This is a genomic window from Bacillus cereus group sp. MYBK195-1, from assembly GCF_051916605.1.
In the GTDB taxonomy this organism is placed as follows: domain Bacteria; phylum Bacillota; class Bacilli; order Bacillales; family Bacillaceae_G; genus Bacillus_A; species Bacillus_A cereus.
The window spans coordinates 610,483-629,956 of the sequence record NZ_JBQAGZ010000001.1 but is presented as its reverse complement, the minus strand read 5'-3'; the positions used below and the strand labels follow the sequence as shown (position 1 = coordinate 629,956).

Sequence of the window (19,474 nt, the reverse complement as noted above, 5' to 3'; positions counted from 1 at the left end):
TGTATCACTGCGTCACAAGTTCATGCTCTTCCAAAAATTTCGTATTAAACTCACCTTTTACAAAATCAGGATGATCTAGCAATTGCAAATGGAACGGGATTGTTGTATGTACGCCTTCAATGACAAATTCACTAAGTGCGCGCTTCATTTTTGCAATTGCCTCTTCACGTGTTTTTCCGTGAACAATTAATTTAGCAACCATCGAATCATAGAAAGGTGGGATTGAATATCCCGGATATACAGCTGAATCGACGCGAATACCAAATCCTCCTGGTGGTAAGTACATTTCTACTTTACCTGGAGATGGCATAAATTTTTTGGCAGGGTTTTCCGCATTAATTCGACATTCAATTGCCCAACCATTAAATTGTACTTCTTCTTGCTGTAACGATAACTTTTCTCCTGAAGCAACAAGAATTTGCTCTTTAATTAAGTCCATTCCCGTTACCATTTCAGTAACCGGATGCTCAACCTGAATTCTCGTATTCATCTCCATGAAATAAAAGGTTTTCGTTTTATATTCATAAATAAACTCAACCGTACCAGCACCTGTATAATCAACCGCTACCGCCGCTTTAACTGCCGCTTCACCCATCTGCTTGCGAATATCTTCATCAAGTGCAGGTGATGGACTTTCTTCTAATAGTTTTTGCAAACGGCGCTGAATTGTACAATCACGCTCTCCTAAATGAATGGCATTTCCGTGTGTATCTGCCATTATTTGAATCTCAACATGGCGGAAATCTTCAACGTACTTTTCTAAGTATACACCAGGGTTCCCAAAAGCGGTACTAGCTTCTTGCTGTGTAATTTGAATTCCTTTTATAAGCTCTTCTTCATGGCGTGCAACACGAATACCTTTTCCACCGCCACCTGCAGTCGCTTTAATAATAACTGGATATCCAATTTGATTAGCAAGCTCGATCGCTTCTTCGGTATTTTTAATAATCCCTTGTGAACCTGGTACAATCGGAACCCCTGCTTCTTTCATTGTATCACGAGCAACGTCTTTTGTGCCCATCTTTGAAATAGCTTCTGGACTTGGACCGATAAAAATCAAGTTACATTCACGGCATAACTCTGCGAAATCTGCATTCTCTGCTAAAAATCCGTATCCCGGATGAATAGCATCGCAGCCTGTTAACTTCGCAACGCTAATAATGTTTGTCAAATTTAAATAGCTTTCTTTCGAAATCGTTGGTCCTACACAATACGCCTCGTCTGCAATCTGTACGTGAAGTGACTCTTTATCTGCTTCTGAATAAATTGCAACTGTTTCAATATCCATTTCTTTACAAGCACGAATAATTCGTACAGCAATTTCCCCACGATTGGCTATTAATACTTTTTTTATCATCACAAAGACTCCCTTATTACGCTTTTACAAGAAATAGCGGTTGTCCATACTCAACAAGCTGTCCGTTATTAACAAGAATTTCAACAATTTCGCCCTCTACATCAGCATCAATTTCGTTAAATAACTTCATAGCCTCGACAATACATACGATAGAATCTTTCGATACTCTATCCCCAACACTTACATATGGAGGTGTATCAGGCGAAGAAGAAGAATAGAATGTACCTACCATCGGTGATGTGATTTTATGTAGGTTTTCATTTTGAACAACCTTCTTCTCTTCTTGTTTTGGCGCTTCTGCTTGTGCTGCTGCTACTTTCGTTTCAACTTCAACAGGCGCTACTGGTTGCATAGCTTGTTTTGCTGCAGGTGCTTGCACAGCAACAACTTCATTACCACGCTTTTTCATTTTGATTGTTGTACCGTCTTTTTTGTATTCAAATTCATCAATATTAGAGCTATCAATTAATTTAATTAATTCGCGAACTTCTTGAATTTTAAACATGTAAAATCCACTCCCATACTCTTGTTTGTCCCGTTTTTACAGATTCTCGTCACGAAAACTAGATTGACTGTAAAAATACGATGTATTCTATTAGAAAATATATTTCATTAACTAATAGAAATATTTACTATTTCCATCTTACGATAAATTTTTTAAACATTCCAATTTATATTTCTTTATAATAAATCGAAACTCCTGTAAAAATATTATTCCAACAAAAATTTAATACCTAGTAATAATACCAAGTTTCACACGAAATTGGCAAGACCACTTCTTAAAAAACATTCACTACTTTTTCAAAACGTTACACAGCAAACATGCCATCCCCTCTACACTCTTCACACATCTATAGTCAACAACATATTTTTACCAAATATTATTTTTTTGTTTACACGCCATTCATCATTCCTTCATATAAGAATAGTATGTTCAAAGTGTAGAAAATATATTGTGTCGAGGTGTGGAAATATGATATGGCTCATTCTCTTTTTACCTGCCGTAATCGTTTGGGCATGCGTTCTTTGCATCCACGTCAAATCCGGAAAAAGTAATCATCAGTACCATGAACCATTAATCTTTTACTCACAACGTGTTTCTCCATTCCGAGTTGAACATAGTAAAAATAATTACAAAGACGAAATAGAAAAAAGCTATCGAAAATGATAGCTTTTTTCTATACACACGTTTACTTACATACTCTATTTTACTATTTGCATACCCTTTGCTTAGTAAAAGATAATAATCCGTAGGGAAATCCCTACGGATTAAGGTTTCACTTATTTCGCTGGTGGATCAAATTTCACACCTACATCTTTTGATCCGCCTTCACTTCTTACAAGTTGAATAATTTTATTTGCTTCTTTCTGTGAATGTTTTGCCGCTTTAACCGTTACTCTAATATCAGTACCATCAGCTCTTACAAGAGCATCTGGATATCCTCCTTGAGATTTAATTACTGTCTCAAGTAATTCTTGCTTCGTTTCCATTGTCGTAATGGCATCAAAATTTTCTTTCGCTTTATTCTTTTCTGTTGCTGAAGCTTTTGTTGAACTCATCACTTCTTGTAATTTTGCTTTTTGTTCACTACGCTGATCTTCCATTTGCATACGTAAAGCTGTGAAATTCTCATCACTTGATTGAACTGATACATTGCCCTCTTTTTTACTTGTTTCTTTTTTTGCATTTTCTTTTTTGTCTGTTTCTTTATTTGTTGTTTCTTTGCTTGTATTTTCTTTTTTCGGAGTTTCTTTAGGCGCTTCGTTTGTTACTGCTTTATCAGTACCTTGTTTTTCTTGTCCAATCTTTTCACCTGTTGCTGGCGATGCTGTATTCATTTTGTCAGGAGTTGTCACGTAATACACAGATAGTACAACAACTAAACTTAACATCGTTAATAACCAAACTGTTTGTTTTTTTAACACTTTATTTCCTCCCTATCAATTTTTCGGTGAAACTGAAACGCGATGGGCCGGTACATCTAGCAGCCTTATCACAGCTTCTTTTACCATTGCTTTAACTTGTATATTATCCACTCCCTTTGCTACTACAAGAACACCACGTACTTTCGGCTTCTCTGTTCGTAAAACAACAGGAGTTTCTTTATCCCCTTCACGTATAATGACAGTCTTTTCATCAAGAGACTCGTCCTCTACTTCTCTCTTACCGCCTGTTTTATCTGTTTCACCTGTTGTTTGTGAGCGTTTCACTGTATTTTTTTCTAAAATTTTTTCTTCAGATGAATCTAAATTCACTTTAATCGTTACGTCTTTTACTCCTGCTATTTCTTCTAAAGCAGTTTTTAATTCTTGTTCATACGCTTTTTCATATTTTTCTACATTTGACATACTATCATTACTTTTTTGTCCGAAAGTTGGTACGTCTTTTTCTTGGTTTTGAGTTTTTTGTTCTTTAAATACAGGTACTTCTTCTTTTTTACTTGAAAAGAGACTACTAGAAAACATAAGCAAAATTCCAAGTATGAGTAGGACAAGTAAAAACTTAGGTGTTACCTTTTTACCCTTCTCGTTGCTTTCTTTTTGATCCCCATTCAATAAGTTTCGGAAAAATGAGAACTTCGAATTTTTATCTTTATTGTCCATTTACTCTACCTGTCCTCCCTTCCACTTGAACTTGGATTTGTTTACCCTCTAGTTGCCACCTGCTTGAAAAGAAATCTTTCATTTCTCCATTCGTTTCTTCCACTTTTTTTGGAGGCTCTTTCGTGTTAATTTCAATTGGCTTTACTGTTTCGATTGCATCATTTTTACTACGTTCTTTTTCTTTCAACGTCACAACAACAGATTGAATATCTTTCGCTGACTTTACTTCTTCTATATTTTCTGCTGCGACTATTTGTATTTCAGAGACAGTCATACCATACTTTTTCTCAAACTCTTTTCCTACTTCTTTTTTCATTTTGGTAGCCATCTCTTCTAAACTATATGCACGTGTTAGAGCTTGTATTTCTTTTTTCTTCGAATCTATTGAATTTTTTACAGATCCTTCTGCTACGTACTTTTCTTTATTAAAATTTGCAATTACTTCATTTACATCTGTCTGCAATAGTTTAAAAAGGGGTGTTAAAATTAATACGACTAACAAAAGACTTACAACAAATTTAACGTATTTTTGCAAATTCGAATTTGGAAGAATAAGATGAAGCATTGTCGCTAAGAGCAAAAAAACGATAATATTTCTGATCCACTCTGTAACAAATTGCATACTCTTCACCTCCTACCGCATCATAAGTGTAATATTCCCCGCAGCAATAATAATTGTAATACTTAAAAAGAACATAAATGATACGATAGCTAAGCAAGCAAATACGTAAATGATGCTTCTTCCAATAATGTCTAAACATTGAATAATTGCTCCGCCGCCAACCGGTTGTAATACTGCTGCTGCGAATTTATAAATAAATGCAATACAGAAAATTTGAATCGCAGGAAAAGCAACAATTAAGCATAAAATGACGAGCCCAATAATTCCGACTGTGTTTTTCAATAATCCTGATGCGCTAATAACAGTATCTGCCGCTTCCGTAAACATTCTTCCAACTACTGGAATGAAGTTTCCTGTTACAAATTTAGCAGTTTTCACAGCTATGCCATCAGCAACGGCTGTCGCTGTTCCTTGTACAGATAATACCCCTAAAAAAATCGTTAAGAAGATACCGATAATCCCAACGCTAACGTTTTGCAGAAGCTTGGACAATTTTGTAACTTTATATTGATCACTCATTGTACTTACAATACTTAATATCGTTGCCAGTAATAAAAGCGGTAGAACGATATAATTCATAAGAAGCCCGCTTGTATTCATTAAGAAAATGATAATCGGATGAAAGAAAGATACAGATACAACCCCGCCACCAGTCGCTATAAGCGCCAATAAAATTGGCAATAGCGCTAATATGAAATCTACCATTGTTTGTATCGTTTCTCTTGCATATGTCATAACGACATAAAAACTATTTAAAGCAAAAATAATAAGTACCATATATACAACAGCATCAGCAATTTTACTTACACTACTTTTTGAAAAAGCGGATTGCAGTGATTGCAACAATGCACTAAAGATTGTGAGCATAATGAGTGTGCCAAGCAGTTTTCCATTAGCTGCAAGCTCATGAAATAAATATTTTAATAACCCTATCATCCACTCTTTTAGAGAGAATTCTTTTTCTCCCTTTACAAACTCCATAAAACTCCCTTTTTGACTCTCTGGCAAATAGCCACCATATTTTGTAACAAGCCCGTCCCAAAATTGCTTCACATCTTCAATTCCGAGCTTATCCAATTGTTGATCAACGACGTTTGTTTCTACAGGAGAAGCTTGTACAACAACCGGTAAAGAAAAGAAAAGGAAGCAAGCAAATAGCAGCTTAGCTCCAAACCTCCTCAACATTCACTCCCCCTTATCCCGTCGGTAAAAATCCGAGAATAGTTTCAATTACAACCGTCAAAATAGGAATTGCCATAACGAGAATTAAGATTTTCCCAGCAAGTTCAATTTTCGAAGCGATGGCACCTTGACCAGCATCTTTTGTAATTTGAGCTCCAAACTCGGCAATATAAGCAATTCCAATAATTTTTAGTAACGTTTCCACGTAGACGTTGCTAACTTTCGCTTCACTCGCTACTCTCTCAATCATTTGTAAAATAGAATGAATTTGATCGATTAAAATAAGAAACATCACGCTACCTACGAACACAATAAATAAAGATGTAATACTAGATTTATGCTGGTTCAAAACAGCAGCTAAAAACGTAGCAACGAGGCCTAATCCGACAATTTGTATAATTTCGATTCGAACCGCCTCCTTTACTGGAAGAGAAAGACACTTTTAATCTTGTCGAATAGCGTATTAATTAAAAATGCAACATGAAATAAAATGACGACAAAACCGACAAGGATAACCCAATTTGCAATATCCTCACGCTTCAATTCTTTTAGTACAGTATGAATGAAAGCTAAAACAATGCCGATTCCGGCGATTTGAAATATTAATCCAACATCAATGGACATCGCCTTTCTCCCCCCTATAGCAGTAAAATTACAATAAGTAGCCCTGCTAGTACCCCTAAGCTCTTAATCATTTTTTCGTATTGCAGTTGTAAAGCTTTCGCTTCCTCTTCTTCTCTCTCCAAATGTGTAATACATAAGCGAATATGTTTTTGTTGTGATTCACGATCATGTTGCCCGAGCGTTTCACCAAATTGCTGCAGTATTTCATACTCGGTTTGTTGAAAAGCCGTCAACTTCCAATTCTCTTTCAAACTACCTATCCAAGCTTCCCTTACTGTTTGTTCTCCACTTTCTAGTTTTTTAGCGAAACTTTGAAATATCCAATTTAATGGCTTTGGCATTTGTTTAACTAATCGCTCGGCAGCCTCAGATAAAGGTGTGTGTCCATACATAATTTCTGCCTCTAATGATTGAAGTGCTGATTTTAATAACCTAAGTTGCCTCGGTCTCTCACTGTATCTTTTAGCGTACGAAAACCCGAAAAAGGTGCTGACCGCAACGATTAACACTGCACCAAATATTTTCACCATACGCCCTCAGCCTTTCTATTTGATAACACTGGTTTTCCATATTTATCTTTCACCTGCATAACCGTTCCTGGACCCCTCGCTTTTGACAACTCCACAAACCTATCAAATATACCAAGCTCTAGCACTGCCTTGAGCGATGGACGTCTCACAACATCCTCATAGGAAAATCCGTGTGCGCTTATAAAAAGCTGGACACCTGCATGCACTGCCTCCATAATTGCTTCACTATCTTCTTTACGGCCAATTTCATCTACGATCAAAATATCAGGACTCATAGAACGAATCATCATCATCATTCCTTCTGCCTTTGGACATGCGTCTAACACATCGACTCGGGTACCAAAATCATATTGCGGGATCCCTTTCACACAACCAGCAATTTCTGACCGTTCATCAACGATCCCCACTTTACAGGAAGGAATTTCCGAAGCACTTACCCCTTGACTCATGCAACGTGCTACATCTCTTAAGAGTGTCGTTTTTCCCGTTTGGGGAGGGCCAATTACCATCGTGTTTAACCACCTTTTTTCATACAAATATGGCAAAAGCGGTTCAGCAATCCCTATTTTTTGACGAGCAATACGAATATTAAAGGAAGAGACATCACGAATCATTTTCACTGCGCTTTTTTCTGTAATGACTTTTCCTGCTAACCCGATTCTATGCCCTCCGCGAAGCGTCACATACCCACGTTTTAATTCCTCTTCCATCGTATAAATTGAGAATTGACTTAACTTATTCAATAAGTAAATAGCATCCTCTGCAGTAGTGATATAGTCATAAAAAAACACCTTTCCGTGTGCAATACACTCTAGCGGCCTTCCAATTCGAACACGAATTTCCTCTAAAGCATCGTATTGCTTACATTCTTCAATTAAGTACTTCATCGTTTTTGGTAAAACTTCTAATACCTCTTTCATCGGCTTCTCCCCACTATACTCGACTTACTATTTCAGTAATGCGATAAAAATACAGCAAATTCCAAGCGCTAGAAAAAAGAGCTTCAAGAAAGAAATTTCACTTGCTACACTCGCTATCCCAATTGTCATTGTTAAAATTAATACGGTAGGTCCAACAAACGCCAACATACCATTTATAAACAACGCTTTCTTCGCATCATTCACATAAAGCATAAGCAAAGCAGCAAATATCTCCGCACTACCTGAAAATAATCGAAGTGCCCCCATAACAAGCACGGATGTTTCCATTGCCGCTAGCCACTGTTTCATTCTTCCACCTTCTCCCGTAACAGTTACTAACTTCGTATTCTAAAAAAGAATATATTTGTACAACCATATGCAGAGGTTGTCTATTTCAGAAGTAAAAACATAATTTTTCTCTAAAGTCTGAATTAAAATCTGAATATTCATATTGTTTAACGGTATATTATGGTATATTTAGTTTAAAAGAGGTTTAAACCATGCAGCACGTCACTTTATTACCACTAGATTTATGCTATACAAATGTGATTTTCGAGCTATCAAGTGATCCACATATAAAAAATGCATTGGGGATAACGGTAGAAAATATCGAAGACACGAAAACATTTCTTCTTTTCGCAATAGAAGAAGAGCGTCAAAAGAAATCCTTATCGAGAATGATTGTGAATGAAGAAAATGAAATAATTGGCCTCACCACACTTAAACATATTAATAATGAGAAAAAGCAATCTCACATTGGTAGTTGGCTCGGCTATCCGTACTGGGGAAAAGGCTATAACGAGGCTGCTAAAAAAGAAATCTTTAAAATCGCCTTTTTAGACTTACAACTTTCCTACGTATTTGCTGGTGCTAAAACGAATAATATCCGCTCTTTAAAAGCACAAGAAAAACTACCTTATATTTCATTGCATGTGGAAAACAAGTTTCCAGACGAACACGCTGCACTAGAGAAAGAAGTAAAGTCACCTTGCTCTCTGCATGTCGTGTCACGTGAAAATTTTTTAAACTGGTTGAAATTAAAGAATGAGGGGGAAAAATATGAAGGCATTGAAAGTTAGTTTAACCGTTGTAGTAGAATTAGCTCTTATTTATCTTTTTTCATTATTGGTCGGTTGGTCATTTATAGAGACCTTTTTCCTTGGTAGTTTAGCAATATTTGCAATTATGTGGTTAATTATTATGAGTAACCATAGAAATAACATTACAGATCACGCAATAAGTAAAACATTAACTGGCGTTGAGACTGGCGAAATAAAACCATTTCAAATTGTTTTGACTCCATCTATTATGGGTACTCTTTCACTTGTTTTAGTCAGTTTTATAATAACAGCTATTTACTATCTACCCTATTTCCTATAAAAAAGCACTCGTGAATTATCACGAGTGCTTTTTTACTATGCACGAGAAACGTATTTACCTTCACCAGTGTTGATGATAAGCATTTCGCCTTCGTTAATGAAGATTGGTACTTGTACAACAAGACCAGTTTCCAATGTAGCTGGTTTTGTTACGTTAGAAGCAGTATCACCTTTAATACCAGGCTCTGTTTCTGTAACTTGTAATTCAACTGTGTTTGGAAGTTCAACACCAAGTACTTCGCCTTGGTAAGTCATGATTGCTACTTCCATGTTTTCTTTTAGGAATTTAAGCTCGCGCTCGATTTGTTTTTCACCAAGTTCGATTTGCTCATAAGTTCCGTTATCCATAAATACGTGAGCCTCACCGCTTGCGTATAAGTATTGCATACGACGGTTTTCGATGTGTGCTTTTTCTACTTTCTCACCTGCACGGAATGTTTTCTCTTGAACAGAACCTGTGCGAAGATTACGTAGTTTAGAACGAACGAATGCAGCACCTTTACCTGGCTTTACGTGTTGGAAATCAAGTACTTGCCAAAGGGCATTGTCCACTGAAATTGTTAAACCTGTACGAAAATCGTTTACTGAAATCATGTAAAAAAATCCTCCTGTGTATTACAAAATAATAAGTTCTTTTGGTGATTTCGTAATTACTTCATTACCTTCACTTGTCACAATGATATCATCTTCAATACGTACGCCGCCAATACCTGGAATATAAATACCTGGTTCTACTGTTACAGCCATACCTGGTTCAAGTACTGTATGAGAACGGAATGCTAAACCTGGTGCTTCATGGATTTCAAGACCTATTCCATGACCAGTAGAGTGTCCAAAGTATTCACCATATCCTTTTTCCGTTATGTAGTCACGCGTTAGCGCATCAGCCTCGCGACCTGTTAAACCAGCTTTAATACCGTTCACACCACGTAGTTGTGCTTCTAAAACGATATTATAAATTTCTTTTAATTTATCAGATGGTTCACCGACTGCAATCGTACGAGTAATATCAGAGCAATATCCTTTGTAATAAGCGCCGAAGTCTAATGTAACGAAATCTCCTGTTTCTATCACTTTTTCAGATGCCACGCCGTGCGGTAATGCCGAACGAAGACCTGAAGCAACGATAATATCAAACGAAGAAGATGTTGCTCCTTGTTTTCTCATGAAAAATTCAAGTTCATTTGACACTTCAATTTCAGATACTCCCGGGCGAATGAATGATAGAATATGCTCAAAGGCAGCATCTGCAATCTGTGCAGCTTCCTTTAATATCTTAATCTCTGAATCAGTCTTTATCAAGCGTAACTTTTCTACAAGTCCAGAAGTCGGGATAAATTCAGCATCAATCGCTTCCTTATGCACTGAATAAGAACTATATGTAAGAGTATCTTGCTCAAAACCAAGCTTTTGAATTCCAAGCTCTTTCACTTGCTTTGCCACTTCATCAATGATCAATCCTGCGTGCTGTACAACCTCATATCCAACCGCTTGTTTACTTGCCTGCTCGACGTAACGGAAATCTGTAATAAATTGAGCACGACCTTTTGAAATAAGAACAACGCCTGCTGTTCCTGTGAAGTTAGCCATATATCTACGACTATGTTCATTTGTTAACAAAATACCGTCAATACCAGCCTCATCAAATGCACTTCGTAATCTTTCAATTTTCTCCATTACTTTATGCCTCCCTCAATTTCTCCATTAATGCAAATAACGCTAACTTATAGCCATAAAAACCAAATCCTACAATTTGACCTGCACAAACAGCTGCCGTCACAGATTCATGACGGAACGATTCACGCTGATGAATGTTAGAAATATGTACTTCAATAACAGGAATCGAAATGCTCGCAATGGCATCACGAATCGCATAGCTATAATGCGTAAATGCTCCCGGATTTAAAATGATCCCTTCATATATATCTTCCGCTTCATGAATAATGTCGATAATGGCACCTTCATGATTCGATTGGAAACATTCTAACTCCACTCCCATTGTTTCTGCTTCTTGCTTCATATCTGCTTCAAGTGTCGTTAGCGTGCCCTTTCCATATACATTTACCTCACGAACACCGAGGCGATTTAGGTTAGGACCGTTTACGAGGAGTAACTTTTTCATATTCTTAAAACTCCTTAATATTAAATATCTATACAATATTTTAACATAGGAGTTACTTATTTGAATAGTTCGTCTTCTCTTACCCTTCTTGTTCTGCTTTATTGCTATTTACTGCGTAAGAAACAGAATATGCTATAAACACACCATACAATATAAAAATACATATTGTCGTCACAATTGTCTCTTTTGGTAAATGGAGCGCACTTTTAATAACAGGAGCCATTAAACCCATCCCCAAAAACAGTAGTGCCCACCAAAATAGCCCATAAATAATTCCCGCTATAATCCCTTCAAACTTTGCAAAAAATGCTTTATACAAAAAGGCAATTAAAATTGAAAGAAGTCCCATACACACTATTCCGAACACATTGCCCCATACACCCTCTTTCCAACTTCCAAACGCAAATGGTAAAAGGAAATAATTCGGGCCCGCCTCCGTGAATGAAAATATATGAAGGAAATACCATATCCCGCCCCAAAAGATTCCACCAAACAAACCAATCTGCACAAAATTCCTTGTTCCTAATTGTTCTTGACTCACATCGACACCTCCGCTCAATAGTATGCCCGAAACTATTTTGAAGCATGTTTAAATCCTGCGAAATTTGTCTATAAAAAGAATAAGAAATGTCCGACTCTCATAACATTTTCCCTTGTCATCTACTTGTATTTGCCGATAAAATAAAGGAAACTCGGTGATTGTCTTATTTCAAAACGACAGAACCCAGTATGACAATTGCCTCTTTTTCTACATAAGAGAGAAACAAATACAGGTTGGTGTTAACATGACAGAAGAGTCAAAACAAATATATGGCGGGCAAGCGGTCATAGAAGGAGTTATGTTTGGCGGTAGAGAATATACTGTTACAGCGGTTCGTCGTAAAGATAAATCGATTGAATTTTATCGATTACCACGCGTTCGTAATAAAGTACTATCTACCCTAAAAAAATTTCCATTTTTACGAGGGATTGCCGCTATTGTGGATGCAAGTGCGAATGGAGCAAAACATTTAAACTTCGCTTCAGAACGATTTGACGTCCACCCAGAAGATGATGAACAAATTGCAAATAAAAAAGAAGAACAATCAAAATTAACGATGGTATTAGGAGTTGCAGCTGTTGGCGTTTTATCTTTTATATTCGGTAAAGTCATTTTCACAGCAGTTCCTGCACTATTAGCTGAATTAACGAGACCGATTTTCCCATCTCATACTGGGCAAATTATTGTCGAAAGTGTCATTAAGCTCATGCTATTATTGAGCTATATATACTTTATTTCTTTAACCCCACTTATTAAGCGGGTATTTCAGTATCACGGTGCAGAGCATAAGGTAATCAATGCTTACGAGAATAACCTTCCTCTGACTGTAGAAAACGTTCAAAAGCAAACTCGTCTCCATTATAGATGCGGCAGTAGCTTTATTATATTTACAGTCATTATTGGAATGTTCGTTTATTTCCTAGTCCCTACAGATCCTCTTTGGGCACGAGTTATAAACCGAATTTTATTAATTCCAGTTGTACTTGGTATTTCTTTTGAAGTATTGCAATTTACAAATCGATTACGAGATATTCCTGTATTACGCGTACTTGGATATCCTGGATTATGGCTACAACTATTAACAACGAAAGAACCAACAGATGATCAAGTGGAAGTAGCAATTGCATCGTTTGAAGAATTATTACGTTTAGAGAACAAACAATAATTATTTAAAAATGGTGTTCAACTCCTTTCCTCATCGTTAATATACTAATTTTAATATACGTTTTTAGGAGGTGTCCCTTATGAACGGTCGTTCGTTTACTTTCGCTATATTTGTGCTTATTATCGGATTGGCAATATTCGGCCTTGTTTCATCTGTTATTACAAATCCCATGGGTGTATTAAGAAATATCGGGTACATGTTACTTGTTGTCGGTATCTTTTACTTGCTATACAAGATGTTTACAAATTCCAATGGTTCTGCAAATTCACAAAGCTCATATAAGCGTGCGGCAAAACAATCGAACCGCAAACATGGGAAACAAAATGTAGCACCCCTAGGCAATTCTTTCTTTAAGTCAAATACTTCTAATGACAAAAGCAAAAAAGGGAATTCTCCCACTTTGAAACGAAAAAGAAAACAGTCTCATTTAACTGTCATTGAAGGCAAAAAAAGCAAAAAGAAAGACCGTGCTTCCTTTTAGGAAATACGGTCTTTTTTTATACTTTGAAGCACTTCTTTTAAACTTTTCTCTCTCATACTTTCAATTCGAAGATGATGATTTTCAAATGGTAAATTCCGTGTCACATCATTAGGTACAACAACGCACGTTAATCCCGCTGCAACCGCTGCTCTCAATCCATTTAATGAATCTTCAAATACAACAGCTTCAGACGGCTTAATTCCTAATTCTTCTATTGCAACTCGATAAAGAGCTGGATCTGGTTTTACCTTCTCAACATCTTCTCTCGTTTTAATCACTTCAAAATATTCTCGAATCTGTAGCTCTTCTAAAAAATGAATAACCCATTCTCTAGACGAACTAGAAGCCAGTGCGATTTTCAATCCCATTTCTTTCGCTTCTTCTAAATATTCTTTTACCCCGTCACGAGCTTCTGGTATTCTCATTTTCTCTTTATGTAAAGTTGCCACTTTTTCTTTTAATGCACTTTTGTTAAACTTCTCTTTTAATTGATCATTTAAATATGTATAAAGTACCTCATCTGTTGTTCCAATACATTTCGCAAATTCCTCTAAAGGTAGTTCCCCGCCGTATTCACGAACAGCATCTCTGAAAGAGTGAAACCATATCGTTTCTGTGTCCACAATTAATCCATCAAAATCAAAAATAATTGCTTTCATAATTCTCCCATCCTTTTCGAATTGAAATAAAAAAGGAAACGCCATACGTTCCCCTTAATTACTTTTCTCTTCATTTGCTCTTTGAACACCACGAAGTGTTTCCACTCGGACTGCATCTTGTTCAAAGTATTCCACTAAATCACCAATGCGATCAATTGCTTCCCAACTTAAATGATGTTCAATTCCTTCTACATCATTGTAAATTTTACTTTCATCCACACCGATAATACGCATAAATTGCTCTAGCAAGTCATGACGATATACGAGACGTTCTCCGATTTTTTTACCTTTTGTTGTTAATACAAGCCCTCTATATTTTTCATAAATTAGATATTCATCTTTGTCTAATTTTTGCACCATTTTTGTTACAGAGGATGGATGTACACTAAGCGCTTCAGCAATATCAGATACGCGGGCGTAACCCTTTTCATCAATCAACAAATAAATTTGTTCAATATAATCTTCCATACTAGGGGTAGGCATCGGTTTCCTCCATCCAAGTTCATTTTGCTTATTCCGTACGAAGCAATCAATAAAATGATACACCAGAAAGAATAACGTGACAAGTTGAAAACGAGCCTAAATATATAAAACAAAAAAGAATCTGTATTTGCATACAGACCCCCCTTAAGTAAAATATTGTATTTCTGCATTAGGAAAAAACTCATTTATATAACCTCTTATCGTTTCTTTTAATACTGCTGCATCATCCTTTTTATATACATATTTTCCGATGGTTTTGGAAAACGATGCTGAATCAATTCAAACATTAAATTTGGTATCGTCATATCTTTGTCGCTCAAATAGTTTACGGTTCCTTCTTCCCATTCTTCATGCATTTAAATTGGCGCAACTATAAAACCAAGTGGATATTCAAGTGCCTTTCGTTCAAAGTAAACGAGCTTTGGCATAAATGGTCTCATATGCTTTTCGCCCTCTCGTTAGTATGGGGGACATTAAAGTTTTCCACCCCAGTAACTTGCGTTGCAAGTTACTGAATGTTATAATTTGGATACCAGCTACCTTGCAACGCAAGTTACCTGAATAAAAGGTGGTGAAATCATGCACAGCCAAATGTTAAAAGGCGTGCTCGAAGGGTGCATCCTATACATCATTTCACAAGAAGAAGTGTACGGATATGAACTGAGTACAAAATTAAATAAACACGGATTTACATTTGTAAGCGAAGGAAGCATATATCCATTATTGTTACGTATGCAAAAAGAAAAGTTGATTGAAGGAACATTAAAAGCTTCCTCACTCGGTCCAAAGCGAAAATATTATCACGTAACCGATAAAGGATTAGAACAGCTTGAAGAATTTAAACAAAGCTGGGGGATGGTTTCTACTACGGTAAATAACTTATTACAGGGGGAGTGATAGGGATGAATGCACAAGACATGATTGAATTGAATAATAAAAAACGTGAGCTTCTAACTTCCGAAAACGAAATTGCTTATGGTGATATGCTAGTATATCTTCGGTTATCTAATGTACCCGAACATCAAGTAGAAGAACTTTTGTTAGAAATATTAGATCATCTTATCGAAGCACAAGTAGAAAATAAAAATGCTTATGACATTTTTGGTGATGACTTACAATCTTATTGTGATGAACTTATATCAGCTTTACCAACCCAAACAAAGTTAGAAAAAACTTCTTTAATTGGATTTTCTGTTAGCTTACTTCTTGCTATACAGTTTGGCATAAATGCAATTATTTCATTTTTTATGTTTCTCTTTGAAAAAAATAATACATTATCAAGTCCGCCTTTTAGCATCCTTGGAACTACTTTGTCTGTTTCAATAATTATACTAGGTATATTATTTATTTTATATTTATTAAAGCGTTACTCCTTTGATCAGAAAATGAATTGGAAAAGAAAAATTCTATTTGGATTCGCATTTGCTACTCCATTTTGTTCCGCTGTATTCTTAAATATTTATTTTCAAAAGCAACCTTATCTCATTTATCATCTAACCTTTTGGCAAAACGTCTTAATCGCAATCTTATTTTTTATTTTATATAAACTACTATACAAAAAATCAAATTTTTAACAGCCCTTCAAAAGGCTGTTTTTTCTTCTGTCTAATTTTACAAATTGAAAAATTTCATAAAGAAAATAAGAAAAATGCAAAATAATTAAAGTTAATTGTTGACGTGATGCTTTTATTATCGGTATCATAAATCTTCGTGAGCAATTATTTTTCGTTATACGATTTTTTTATTATTACTGAATTTTTGAGAGGAGAAATTAGATGTCAGTTAAGAAGAAAACGCAAGTACGCACCGGCAAAATGGTACGTGAACTAATGTTAGCAGACGAAGATGTAAATGCTTCGCTAATTATGGTATATAGTGAAAACGGTGTAAACGCAGAAATTAAAATCGAGGGCTTAACGCCGAAATGTAACGAAGAATTATTTTTGAGCGGAAACGTGGATTGGAACAAGAGTGTTATTTATAAAATTGTTGATTTCACTGGAAACGCTGAAGTTGGTAAAGTTACATTAACAGCGATGAACAAAAACAATGTTTCTCTAGAAATTGAACGCGTTATGTGGAGTAAAGAAAATAAAGAAGCTGCCGAGCAAGAAGAAACACAGGTAGAAGCAGCACCGAAAAAAGAAGTAGTTGTAGAAGCTCCAAAAGCAATTACACCTGCTCCTAAGCCTGTTACGCGTGTGGAAACACCTGCTATGGCTAAGCCTACTCCAGTACCGACACCGAAGCCAGTAAGCGTAGAAGCAGCTGTAGAACTAGTTACTCCAACGCCTGTGAAAAAAGCAGTCCCTACTCCAGTTACAAAGCAAGAGACAGCACCGGTTGCTCCTGCAAAACCGAAGCAGCCTGCTTTGACTGAAACAAATTCAAAACTACAAGAAAATTATGTTAAACTCGTGAAAAAGACAATTGAAGTTTGTCAAGATTACGAGCTTGGCATCGACATAGATGATTCTATTGAAAGCTTAAAAGAAGAACTACAAAGCCAAGGTATTAGCGTTACATTTGACAAAGAAATTATGGACGTTGTAAGTCGCCTTCGTTCTTTACAAGATAAAGGAATCAAAGTAGAAAAAGTACTTAATTTACTATAAAAAAATAAGAGGTGGCTATCGCCATCTCTTATTTTTTATAATTCCACTCATTACTTTCATACTTTTCTTTCGCTAACGTTTGAACTTCATGTAACTGTTCTTCTGTTAATTCATATGGAACAAGTTCTACATCTAATCCTTTTTCAAAGCCAACTTCAAACGCTTTAATTAACTGCTCTATCGTAAATGTACGGTCTGTTAATTCATTAATTGCTACTGCTTTAGAAGAGAACATACTCTTCATACGTTCCTTCACACGTTCATTTGGGAATAAAAATAGATCATATAGTTCATCTAAATCAATTTCTAATGGAATCGATCCATGCTGTAAAATAACACCTTTTTGACGTGTTTGAGCACTACCAGCAATTTTTCGTCCTTCCACTACAATTTCATACCAAGATGGTGCATCAAAACATACGCCTGAACGTGGATTTTTTAAATTTTCACGATCTGCTTCTGTTTTTGGAACTGCATAATAGGCTTCTAACCCTAATGCCTTAAAACCATCTAATAAACCTTGCGAAATAACACGATACGCTTCTGTAACTGTTTTCGGCATATTCGGATGATCTTCAGACACAATAACACTATACGTTAACTCTTTGTCATGTAGTACACCCCTGCCGCCTGTTTGACGACGAACGAATCCATATTTCTTTTCGTTAACTACATCCATATTAATATCTTTTTCAACACGTTGAAAATATCCAACTGTTAATGTTGGTACTTCCCATTCATAAAAACGAATTGTTGGTGGCATTTTCTTGTCACTTTGCCAATTTAATAAACATTCATCTAACGCCATATTAAATGCCGGTGAACATTGACCAGAGTTAATATAACACCATTTTTCTTTTCCCATCCTGCACCTCATATAACCAATTATTTTTCACATTCTCTAGTCTACCAAATTCGACAAAATTTGTGAAAGAATACGAAATTTCTTCTTATATGCAAATGAATCTGTTGCATAAATACATATGGGCATTATAATATTGAAAGTAGGATAAGAAAAAAGGGAGCGATAGAATCGTGTCAACAACTTGGATTATTTTATTAGCCGTAATCGTAGCATTTATCGGCTACACTGTATGGATGTACTTCTATCAGAAAAAATTAATTAAAACTCTTACAGAAGAAGAATTTCGCGCTGGCTACCGTAAAGCACAGCTTATCGATATTCGTGAAGCAGACGAATATAACGCAGGGCATATTTTAGGTGCACGTAACATTCCGTTATCACAAATTCGCCTTCGCCATAAAGAACTTCGTAAAGATCAACCTGTTTACTTATATTGCCAAAGCGGATTCCGTACAGGTCGTGCAGCGCAATACTTAAAAAAACAAGGCTACAAAGATTTCTACCAATTACAAGGTGGATTTAAATCTTGGACAGGCAAAATTAAAAAGAAATAATAACATACAAAAAACTAGCTGAATAAATCAGCTAGTTTTTTCATTTCATCTTATTCGCAATGTATAATAAATTCTGCTTGATTACCTTTTCATCGTTCTCTTCTACATTCCGATACAGCAGTTGATATTCAATTCCTTTCTCTTTCCATATAAGCGTAGCAAATTCGTCACCACGTTCATAATCATCTTTATTTTTAAAATAAGCAGACGTTCCATTATTCAGTTTCATTTGTTCTTGAAATCGCTTCTCTTCCACAAGATCCGGAAAACTATAAGGAAAGTTCGCGACATTTAACTCAATATACTCATTTCTACCTGACTCCTTCTGTTTATATTTAATCGTTAAGACAGTGTTCTTTTTCCCAAGCGTTCTTACTTCCCCCTTCACATCACTTGTAATGTCGTACGGTAAAAACGTTGGAACTTTAAACTTCACCGGAAAATATTTTGGGAGTTCCTTTAGCGGAATAGGATCCGTAACACGATCCATAGCTCCTCCTGTTGTTCCCACAAAGTGTTTTTCTTCTTGCATCGTTTGTTGAAATGAACACGAACTAAGCATGAAACTAGAAAACACGAAACAAATGATTCTTTTTTTCAATTTGTTTCCGCCCTTTCATACCGCTCTCTTAACGAACGAAGCGTTGATATTCTCTTCATATTCGCTTTGTCACCAAACTCCACCTTTGAAAACTTTCCACGTTATTCTCACACATTTTGACAACACTTTTTGCAAACAAAAAAGACCCCTATCATTCTTACGCCCAAGTG

Annotated in this window: 28 protein-coding genes and 1 pseudogene; 9 read left to right on the top strand and 20 right to left on the bottom strand. The window is 36.0% G+C overall.

What is annotated here, in order from left to right:
• Positions 1-4: 4 nt before the first annotated feature.
• On the bottom strand, positions 5-1,357 hold the full coding sequence (gene accC, locus ACTFRY_RS03470) for an acetyl-CoA carboxylase biotin carboxylase subunit (protein WP_000592870.1): 1,353 nt from the start codon (positions 1,355-1,357) through the stop codon (positions 5-7).
• A 16-nt stretch (positions 1,358-1,373) separates the two neighbouring features.
• Complete coding sequence (accB, locus tag ACTFRY_RS03465; RefSeq protein WP_000472861.1) at positions 1,374-1,862, bottom strand: acetyl-CoA carboxylase biotin carboxyl carrier protein; 489 nt, start codon at positions 1,860-1,862, stop codon at positions 1,374-1,376.
• A gap of 468 nt (positions 1,863-2,330) precedes the next feature.
• Here accB and ACTFRY_RS03460 point away from each other — a divergent pair, with 468 nt between their 5' ends.
• Positions 2,331-2,525 carry a hypothetical protein gene (locus ACTFRY_RS03460; RefSeq protein ID WP_002000935.1) on the top strand — a complete coding sequence of 65 codons (195 nt, stop codon included), beginning with the start codon at positions 2,331-2,333 and terminating at the stop codon, positions 2,523-2,525.
• 113 nt (positions 2,526-2,638) lie between these two features.
• On the opposite strand, the gene ACTFRY_RS03455 is transcribed toward ACTFRY_RS03460, so the two are convergent.
• From ACTFRY_RS03455 to ACTFRY_RS03415, 9 genes are read right to left on the bottom strand one after another with little or no spacing between them, the layout of a single operon-like run.
• Positions 2,639-3,283, bottom strand: coding sequence for a SpoIIIAH-like family protein (locus ACTFRY_RS03455; protein ID WP_000914710.1), 645 nt, complete (start codon positions 3,281-3,283; stop codon positions 2,639-2,641).
• 15 nt (positions 3,284-3,298) lie between these two features.
• The gene (gene spoIIIAG, locus ACTFRY_RS03450) at positions 3,299-3,961 is read right to left on the bottom strand and encodes a stage III sporulation protein AG (protein WP_000368890.1); all 663 of its coding nucleotides are present in this window, start codon (positions 3,959-3,961) and stop codon (positions 3,299-3,301) included.
• Positions 3,951-4,583: a stage III sporulation protein AF gene (spoIIIAF, locus tag ACTFRY_RS03445; RefSeq protein ID WP_044795925.1), complete on the bottom strand. Its 633-nt coding sequence runs from the start codon at positions 4,581-4,583 to the stop codon at positions 3,951-3,953. Before spoIIIAF ends, spoIIIAG begins: the two co-directional genes overlap by 11 nt.
• A 12-nt stretch (positions 4,584-4,595) precedes the next feature.
• Positions 4,596-5,768 carry a stage III sporulation protein AE gene (gene spoIIIAE / locus ACTFRY_RS03440; protein ID WP_000946110.1) on the bottom strand — a complete coding sequence of 391 codons (1,173 nt, stop codon included), beginning with the start codon at positions 5,766-5,768 and terminating at the stop codon, positions 4,596-4,598.
• Between the two features lie 10 nt (positions 5,769-5,778).
• Complete coding sequence (gene spoIIIAD / locus ACTFRY_RS03435) at positions 5,779-6,162, bottom strand: stage III sporulation protein AD (protein ID WP_077393170.1); 384 nt, start codon at positions 6,160-6,162, stop codon at positions 5,779-5,781.
• A gap of 23 nt (positions 6,163-6,185) precedes the next feature.
• A complete protein-coding gene (spoIIIAC, locus tag ACTFRY_RS03430; protein WP_000020914.1) occupies positions 6,186-6,389 on the bottom strand; it encodes a stage III sporulation protein AC in 204 nt (67 codons plus the stop codon).
• A gap of 14 nt (positions 6,390-6,403) precedes the next feature.
• On the bottom strand, positions 6,404-6,919 hold the full coding sequence (gene spoIIIAB / locus ACTFRY_RS03425) for a stage III sporulation protein SpoIIIAB (protein ID WP_098616195.1): 516 nt from the start codon (positions 6,917-6,919) through the stop codon (positions 6,404-6,406).
• Positions 6,913-7,839, bottom strand: a complete 927-nt coding sequence (gene spoIIIAA / locus ACTFRY_RS03420) for a stage III sporulation protein AA (RefSeq protein WP_000665905.1) — start codon at positions 7,837-7,839, stop codon at positions 6,913-6,915. The genes spoIIIAB and spoIIIAA overlap by 7 nt, the downstream gene beginning before the upstream one ends.
• 27 nt (positions 7,840-7,866) lie before the next feature.
• Positions 7,867-8,148 carry a YqhV family protein gene (locus ACTFRY_RS03415; RefSeq protein ID WP_000816050.1) on the bottom strand — a complete coding sequence of 94 codons (282 nt, stop codon included), beginning with the start codon at positions 8,146-8,148 and terminating at the stop codon, positions 7,867-7,869.
• A 191-nt stretch (positions 8,149-8,339) separates the two neighbouring features.
• Between ACTFRY_RS03415 and ACTFRY_RS03410 the strand changes: the two genes are divergently transcribed.
• Complete coding sequence (locus ACTFRY_RS03410; RefSeq protein WP_016118619.1) at positions 8,340-8,918, top strand: GNAT family N-acetyltransferase; 579 nt, start codon at positions 8,340-8,342, stop codon at positions 8,916-8,918.
• Positions 8,899-9,219: a hypothetical protein gene (locus tag ACTFRY_RS03405; protein ID WP_000645695.1), complete on the top strand. Its 321-nt coding sequence runs from the start codon at positions 8,899-8,901 to the stop codon at positions 9,217-9,219. Before ACTFRY_RS03410 ends, ACTFRY_RS03405 begins: the two co-directional genes overlap by 20 nt.
• A gap of 35 nt (positions 9,220-9,254) precedes the next feature.
• Here the strand turns inward: ACTFRY_RS03405 and efp are convergent, their stop codons facing one another.
• The 4 genes from efp to ACTFRY_RS03385 all read right to left on the bottom strand — a co-directional run bounded on the left by efp (position 9,255) and on the right by ACTFRY_RS03385 (position 11,881).
• Positions 9,255-9,812, bottom strand: a complete 558-nt coding sequence (gene efp, locus ACTFRY_RS03400; RefSeq protein WP_000626516.1) for an elongation factor P — start codon at positions 9,810-9,812, stop codon at positions 9,255-9,257.
• A gap of 21 nt (positions 9,813-9,833) precedes the next feature.
• Positions 9,834-10,895, bottom strand: a complete 1,062-nt coding sequence (pepQ, locus tag ACTFRY_RS03395) for a Xaa-Pro dipeptidase (protein ID WP_044795923.1) — start codon at positions 10,893-10,895, stop codon at positions 9,834-9,836.
• 4 nt (positions 10,896-10,899) lie between these two features.
• The gene (aroQ, locus tag ACTFRY_RS03390) at positions 10,900-11,340 is read right to left on the bottom strand and encodes a type II 3-dehydroquinate dehydratase (RefSeq protein WP_000735147.1); all 441 of its coding nucleotides are present in this window, start codon (positions 11,338-11,340) and stop codon (positions 10,900-10,902) included.
• A gap of 79 nt (positions 11,341-11,419) precedes the next feature.
• Complete coding sequence (locus ACTFRY_RS03385) at positions 11,420-11,881, bottom strand: YqhR family membrane protein (RefSeq protein ID WP_000076880.1); 462 nt, start codon at positions 11,879-11,881, stop codon at positions 11,420-11,422.
• Between the two features lie 244 nt (positions 11,882-12,125).
• Here ACTFRY_RS03385 and ACTFRY_RS03380 point away from each other — a divergent pair, with 244 nt between their 5' ends.
• Both ACTFRY_RS03380 and ACTFRY_RS03375 read left to right on the top strand, forming a co-directional pair.
• A complete protein-coding gene (locus tag ACTFRY_RS03380) occupies positions 12,126-13,046 on the top strand; it encodes a DUF1385 domain-containing protein (RefSeq protein ID WP_098616194.1) in 921 nt (306 codons plus the stop codon).
• A 79-nt stretch (positions 13,047-13,125) separates the two neighbouring features.
• Complete coding sequence (locus ACTFRY_RS03375) at positions 13,126-13,527, top strand: SA1362 family protein (protein ID WP_001014459.1); 402 nt, start codon at positions 13,126-13,128, stop codon at positions 13,525-13,527.
• Here ACTFRY_RS03375 and ACTFRY_RS03370 read toward each other — a convergent pair.
• From ACTFRY_RS03370 to ACTFRY_RS03360, 3 genes and pseudogenes are all read right to left on the bottom strand, one after another.
• Positions 13,524-14,186 carry an HAD family hydrolase gene (locus ACTFRY_RS03370; RefSeq protein WP_025966333.1) on the bottom strand — a complete coding sequence of 221 codons (663 nt, stop codon included), beginning with the start codon at positions 14,184-14,186 and terminating at the stop codon, positions 13,524-13,526. The two genes, ACTFRY_RS03375 and ACTFRY_RS03370, sit on opposite strands and share 4 nt — an antisense overlap.
• Before the next feature lie 54 nt (positions 14,187-14,240).
• Positions 14,241-14,669: a transcriptional regulator MntR gene (gene mntR / locus ACTFRY_RS03365; RefSeq protein ID WP_001143083.1), complete on the bottom strand. Its 429-nt coding sequence runs from the start codon at positions 14,667-14,669 to the stop codon at positions 14,241-14,243.
• Between the two features lie 144 nt (positions 14,670-14,813).
• Positions 14,814-15,058: pseudogene (locus tag ACTFRY_RS03360) on the bottom strand (spore photoproduct lyase family protein); the annotation flags it as partial.
• A 190-nt stretch (positions 15,059-15,248) separates the two neighbouring features.
• On the opposite strand from ACTFRY_RS03360, the gene ACTFRY_RS03355 reads away from it, so the two are divergent.
• The 3 genes from ACTFRY_RS03355 to ACTFRY_RS03345 all read left to right on the top strand — a co-directional run bounded on the left by ACTFRY_RS03355 (position 15,249) and on the right by ACTFRY_RS03345 (position 17,284).
• Positions 15,249-15,566 (top strand): PadR family transcriptional regulator, encoded by a 318-nt coding sequence (locus ACTFRY_RS03355; protein WP_000556083.1) that lies wholly within the window; start codon positions 15,249-15,251, stop codon positions 15,564-15,566.
• A 5-nt stretch (positions 15,567-15,571) separates the two neighbouring features.
• Positions 15,572-16,243, top strand: a complete 672-nt coding sequence (locus ACTFRY_RS03350; protein ID WP_044795919.1) for a DUF1129 family protein — start codon at positions 15,572-15,574, stop codon at positions 16,241-16,243.
• Between the two features lie 201 nt (positions 16,244-16,444).
• Positions 16,445-17,284, top strand: a complete 840-nt coding sequence (locus ACTFRY_RS03345) for a hypothetical protein (protein ID WP_044795918.1) — start codon at positions 16,445-16,447, stop codon at positions 17,282-17,284.
• 28 nt (positions 17,285-17,312) lie between these two features.
• Here ACTFRY_RS03345 and ACTFRY_RS03340 read toward each other — a convergent pair whose 3' ends face one another.
• Positions 17,313-18,149, bottom strand: coding sequence for a lipoate--protein ligase family protein (locus ACTFRY_RS03340; RefSeq protein WP_000514067.1), 837 nt, complete (start codon positions 18,147-18,149; stop codon positions 17,313-17,315).
• A gap of 170 nt (positions 18,150-18,319) precedes the next feature.
• Between ACTFRY_RS03340 and ACTFRY_RS03335 the strand changes: the two genes are divergently transcribed.
• Positions 18,320-18,703 (top strand): rhodanese-like domain-containing protein, encoded by a 384-nt coding sequence (locus ACTFRY_RS03335; protein ID WP_044795917.1) that lies wholly within the window; start codon positions 18,320-18,322, stop codon positions 18,701-18,703.
• 40 nt (positions 18,704-18,743) lie between these two features.
• Here ACTFRY_RS03335 and ACTFRY_RS03330 read toward each other — a convergent pair whose 3' ends face one another.
• Positions 18,744-19,280, bottom strand: coding sequence for a hypothetical protein (locus ACTFRY_RS03330; RefSeq protein ID WP_025966335.1), 537 nt, complete (start codon positions 19,278-19,280; stop codon positions 18,744-18,746).
• Positions 19,281-19,474 lie beyond the last annotated feature (194 nt).

Bases quoted from the DNA above. Each gene is read 5' to 3' on its own strand.
- accC (WP_000592870.1), bottom strand. From the start codon at position 1,357: ATGATAAAAAAAGTATTAATAGCCAATCGTGGGGAAATTGCTGTACGA.
- accB (WP_000472861.1), bottom strand. From the start codon at position 1,862: ATGTTTAAAATTCAAGAAGTTCGCGAATTAATTAAATTAATTGATAGC.
- ACTFRY_RS03460 (WP_002000935.1), top strand. From the start codon at position 2,331: ATGATATGGCTCATTCTCTTTTTACCTGCCGTAATCGTTTGGGCATGC.
- spoIIIAG (WP_000368890.1), bottom strand. From the start codon at position 3,961: ATGGACAATAAAGATAAAAATTCGAAGTTCTCATTTTTCCGAAACTTA.
- spoIIIAF (WP_044795925.1), bottom strand. From the start codon at position 4,583: ATGCAATTTGTTACAGAGTGGATCAGAAATATTATCGTTTTTTTGCTC.
- spoIIIAE (WP_000946110.1), bottom strand. From the start codon at position 5,768: ATGTTGAGGAGGTTTGGAGCTAAGCTGCTATTTGCTTGCTTCCTTTTC.
- spoIIIAC (WP_000020914.1), bottom strand. From the start codon at position 6,389: ATGTCCATTGATGTTGGATTAATATTTCAAATCGCCGGAATCGGCATT.
- spoIIIAB (WP_098616195.1), bottom strand. From the start codon at position 6,919: ATGGTGAAAATATTTGGTGCAGTGTTAATCGTTGCGGTCAGCACCTTT.
- spoIIIAA (WP_000665905.1), bottom strand. From the start codon at position 7,839: ATGAAAGAGGTATTAGAAGTTTTACCAAAAACGATGAAGTACTTAATT.
- ACTFRY_RS03415 (WP_000816050.1), bottom strand. From the start codon at position 8,148: ATGAAACAGTGGCTAGCGGCAATGGAAACATCCGTGCTTGTTATGGGG.
- ACTFRY_RS03410 (WP_016118619.1), top strand. From the start codon at position 8,340: ATGCAGCACGTCACTTTATTACCACTAGATTTATGCTATACAAATGTG.
- ACTFRY_RS03405 (WP_000645695.1), top strand. From the start codon at position 8,899: ATGAAGGCATTGAAAGTTAGTTTAACCGTTGTAGTAGAATTAGCTCTT.
- efp (WP_000626516.1), bottom strand. From the start codon at position 9,812: ATGATTTCAGTAAACGATTTTCGTACAGGTTTAACAATTTCAGTGGAC.
- pepQ (WP_044795923.1), bottom strand. From the start codon at position 10,895: ATGGAGAAAATTGAAAGATTACGAAGTGCATTTGATGAGGCTGGTATT.
- aroQ (WP_000735147.1), bottom strand. From the start codon at position 11,340: ATGAAAAAGTTACTCCTCGTAAACGGTCCTAACCTAAATCGCCTCGGT.
- ACTFRY_RS03380 (WP_098616194.1), top strand. From the start codon at position 12,126: ATGACAGAAGAGTCAAAACAAATATATGGCGGGCAAGCGGTCATAGAA.
- ACTFRY_RS03375 (WP_001014459.1), top strand. From the start codon at position 13,126: ATGAACGGTCGTTCGTTTACTTTCGCTATATTTGTGCTTATTATCGGA.
- ACTFRY_RS03370 (WP_025966333.1), bottom strand. From the start codon at position 14,186: ATGAAAGCAATTATTTTTGATTTTGATGGATTAATTGTGGACACAGAA.
- mntR (WP_001143083.1), bottom strand. From the start codon at position 14,669: ATGCCTACCCCTAGTATGGAAGATTATATTGAACAAATTTATTTGTTG.
- ACTFRY_RS03355 (WP_000556083.1), top strand. From the start codon at position 15,249: ATGCACAGCCAAATGTTAAAAGGCGTGCTCGAAGGGTGCATCCTATAC.
- ACTFRY_RS03350 (WP_044795919.1), top strand. From the start codon at position 15,572: ATGAATGCACAAGACATGATTGAATTGAATAATAAAAAACGTGAGCTT.
- ACTFRY_RS03345 (WP_044795918.1), top strand. From the start codon at position 16,445: ATGTCAGTTAAGAAGAAAACGCAAGTACGCACCGGCAAAATGGTACGT.
- ACTFRY_RS03340 (WP_000514067.1), bottom strand. From the start codon at position 18,149: ATGGGAAAAGAAAAATGGTGTTATATTAACTCTGGTCAATGTTCACCG.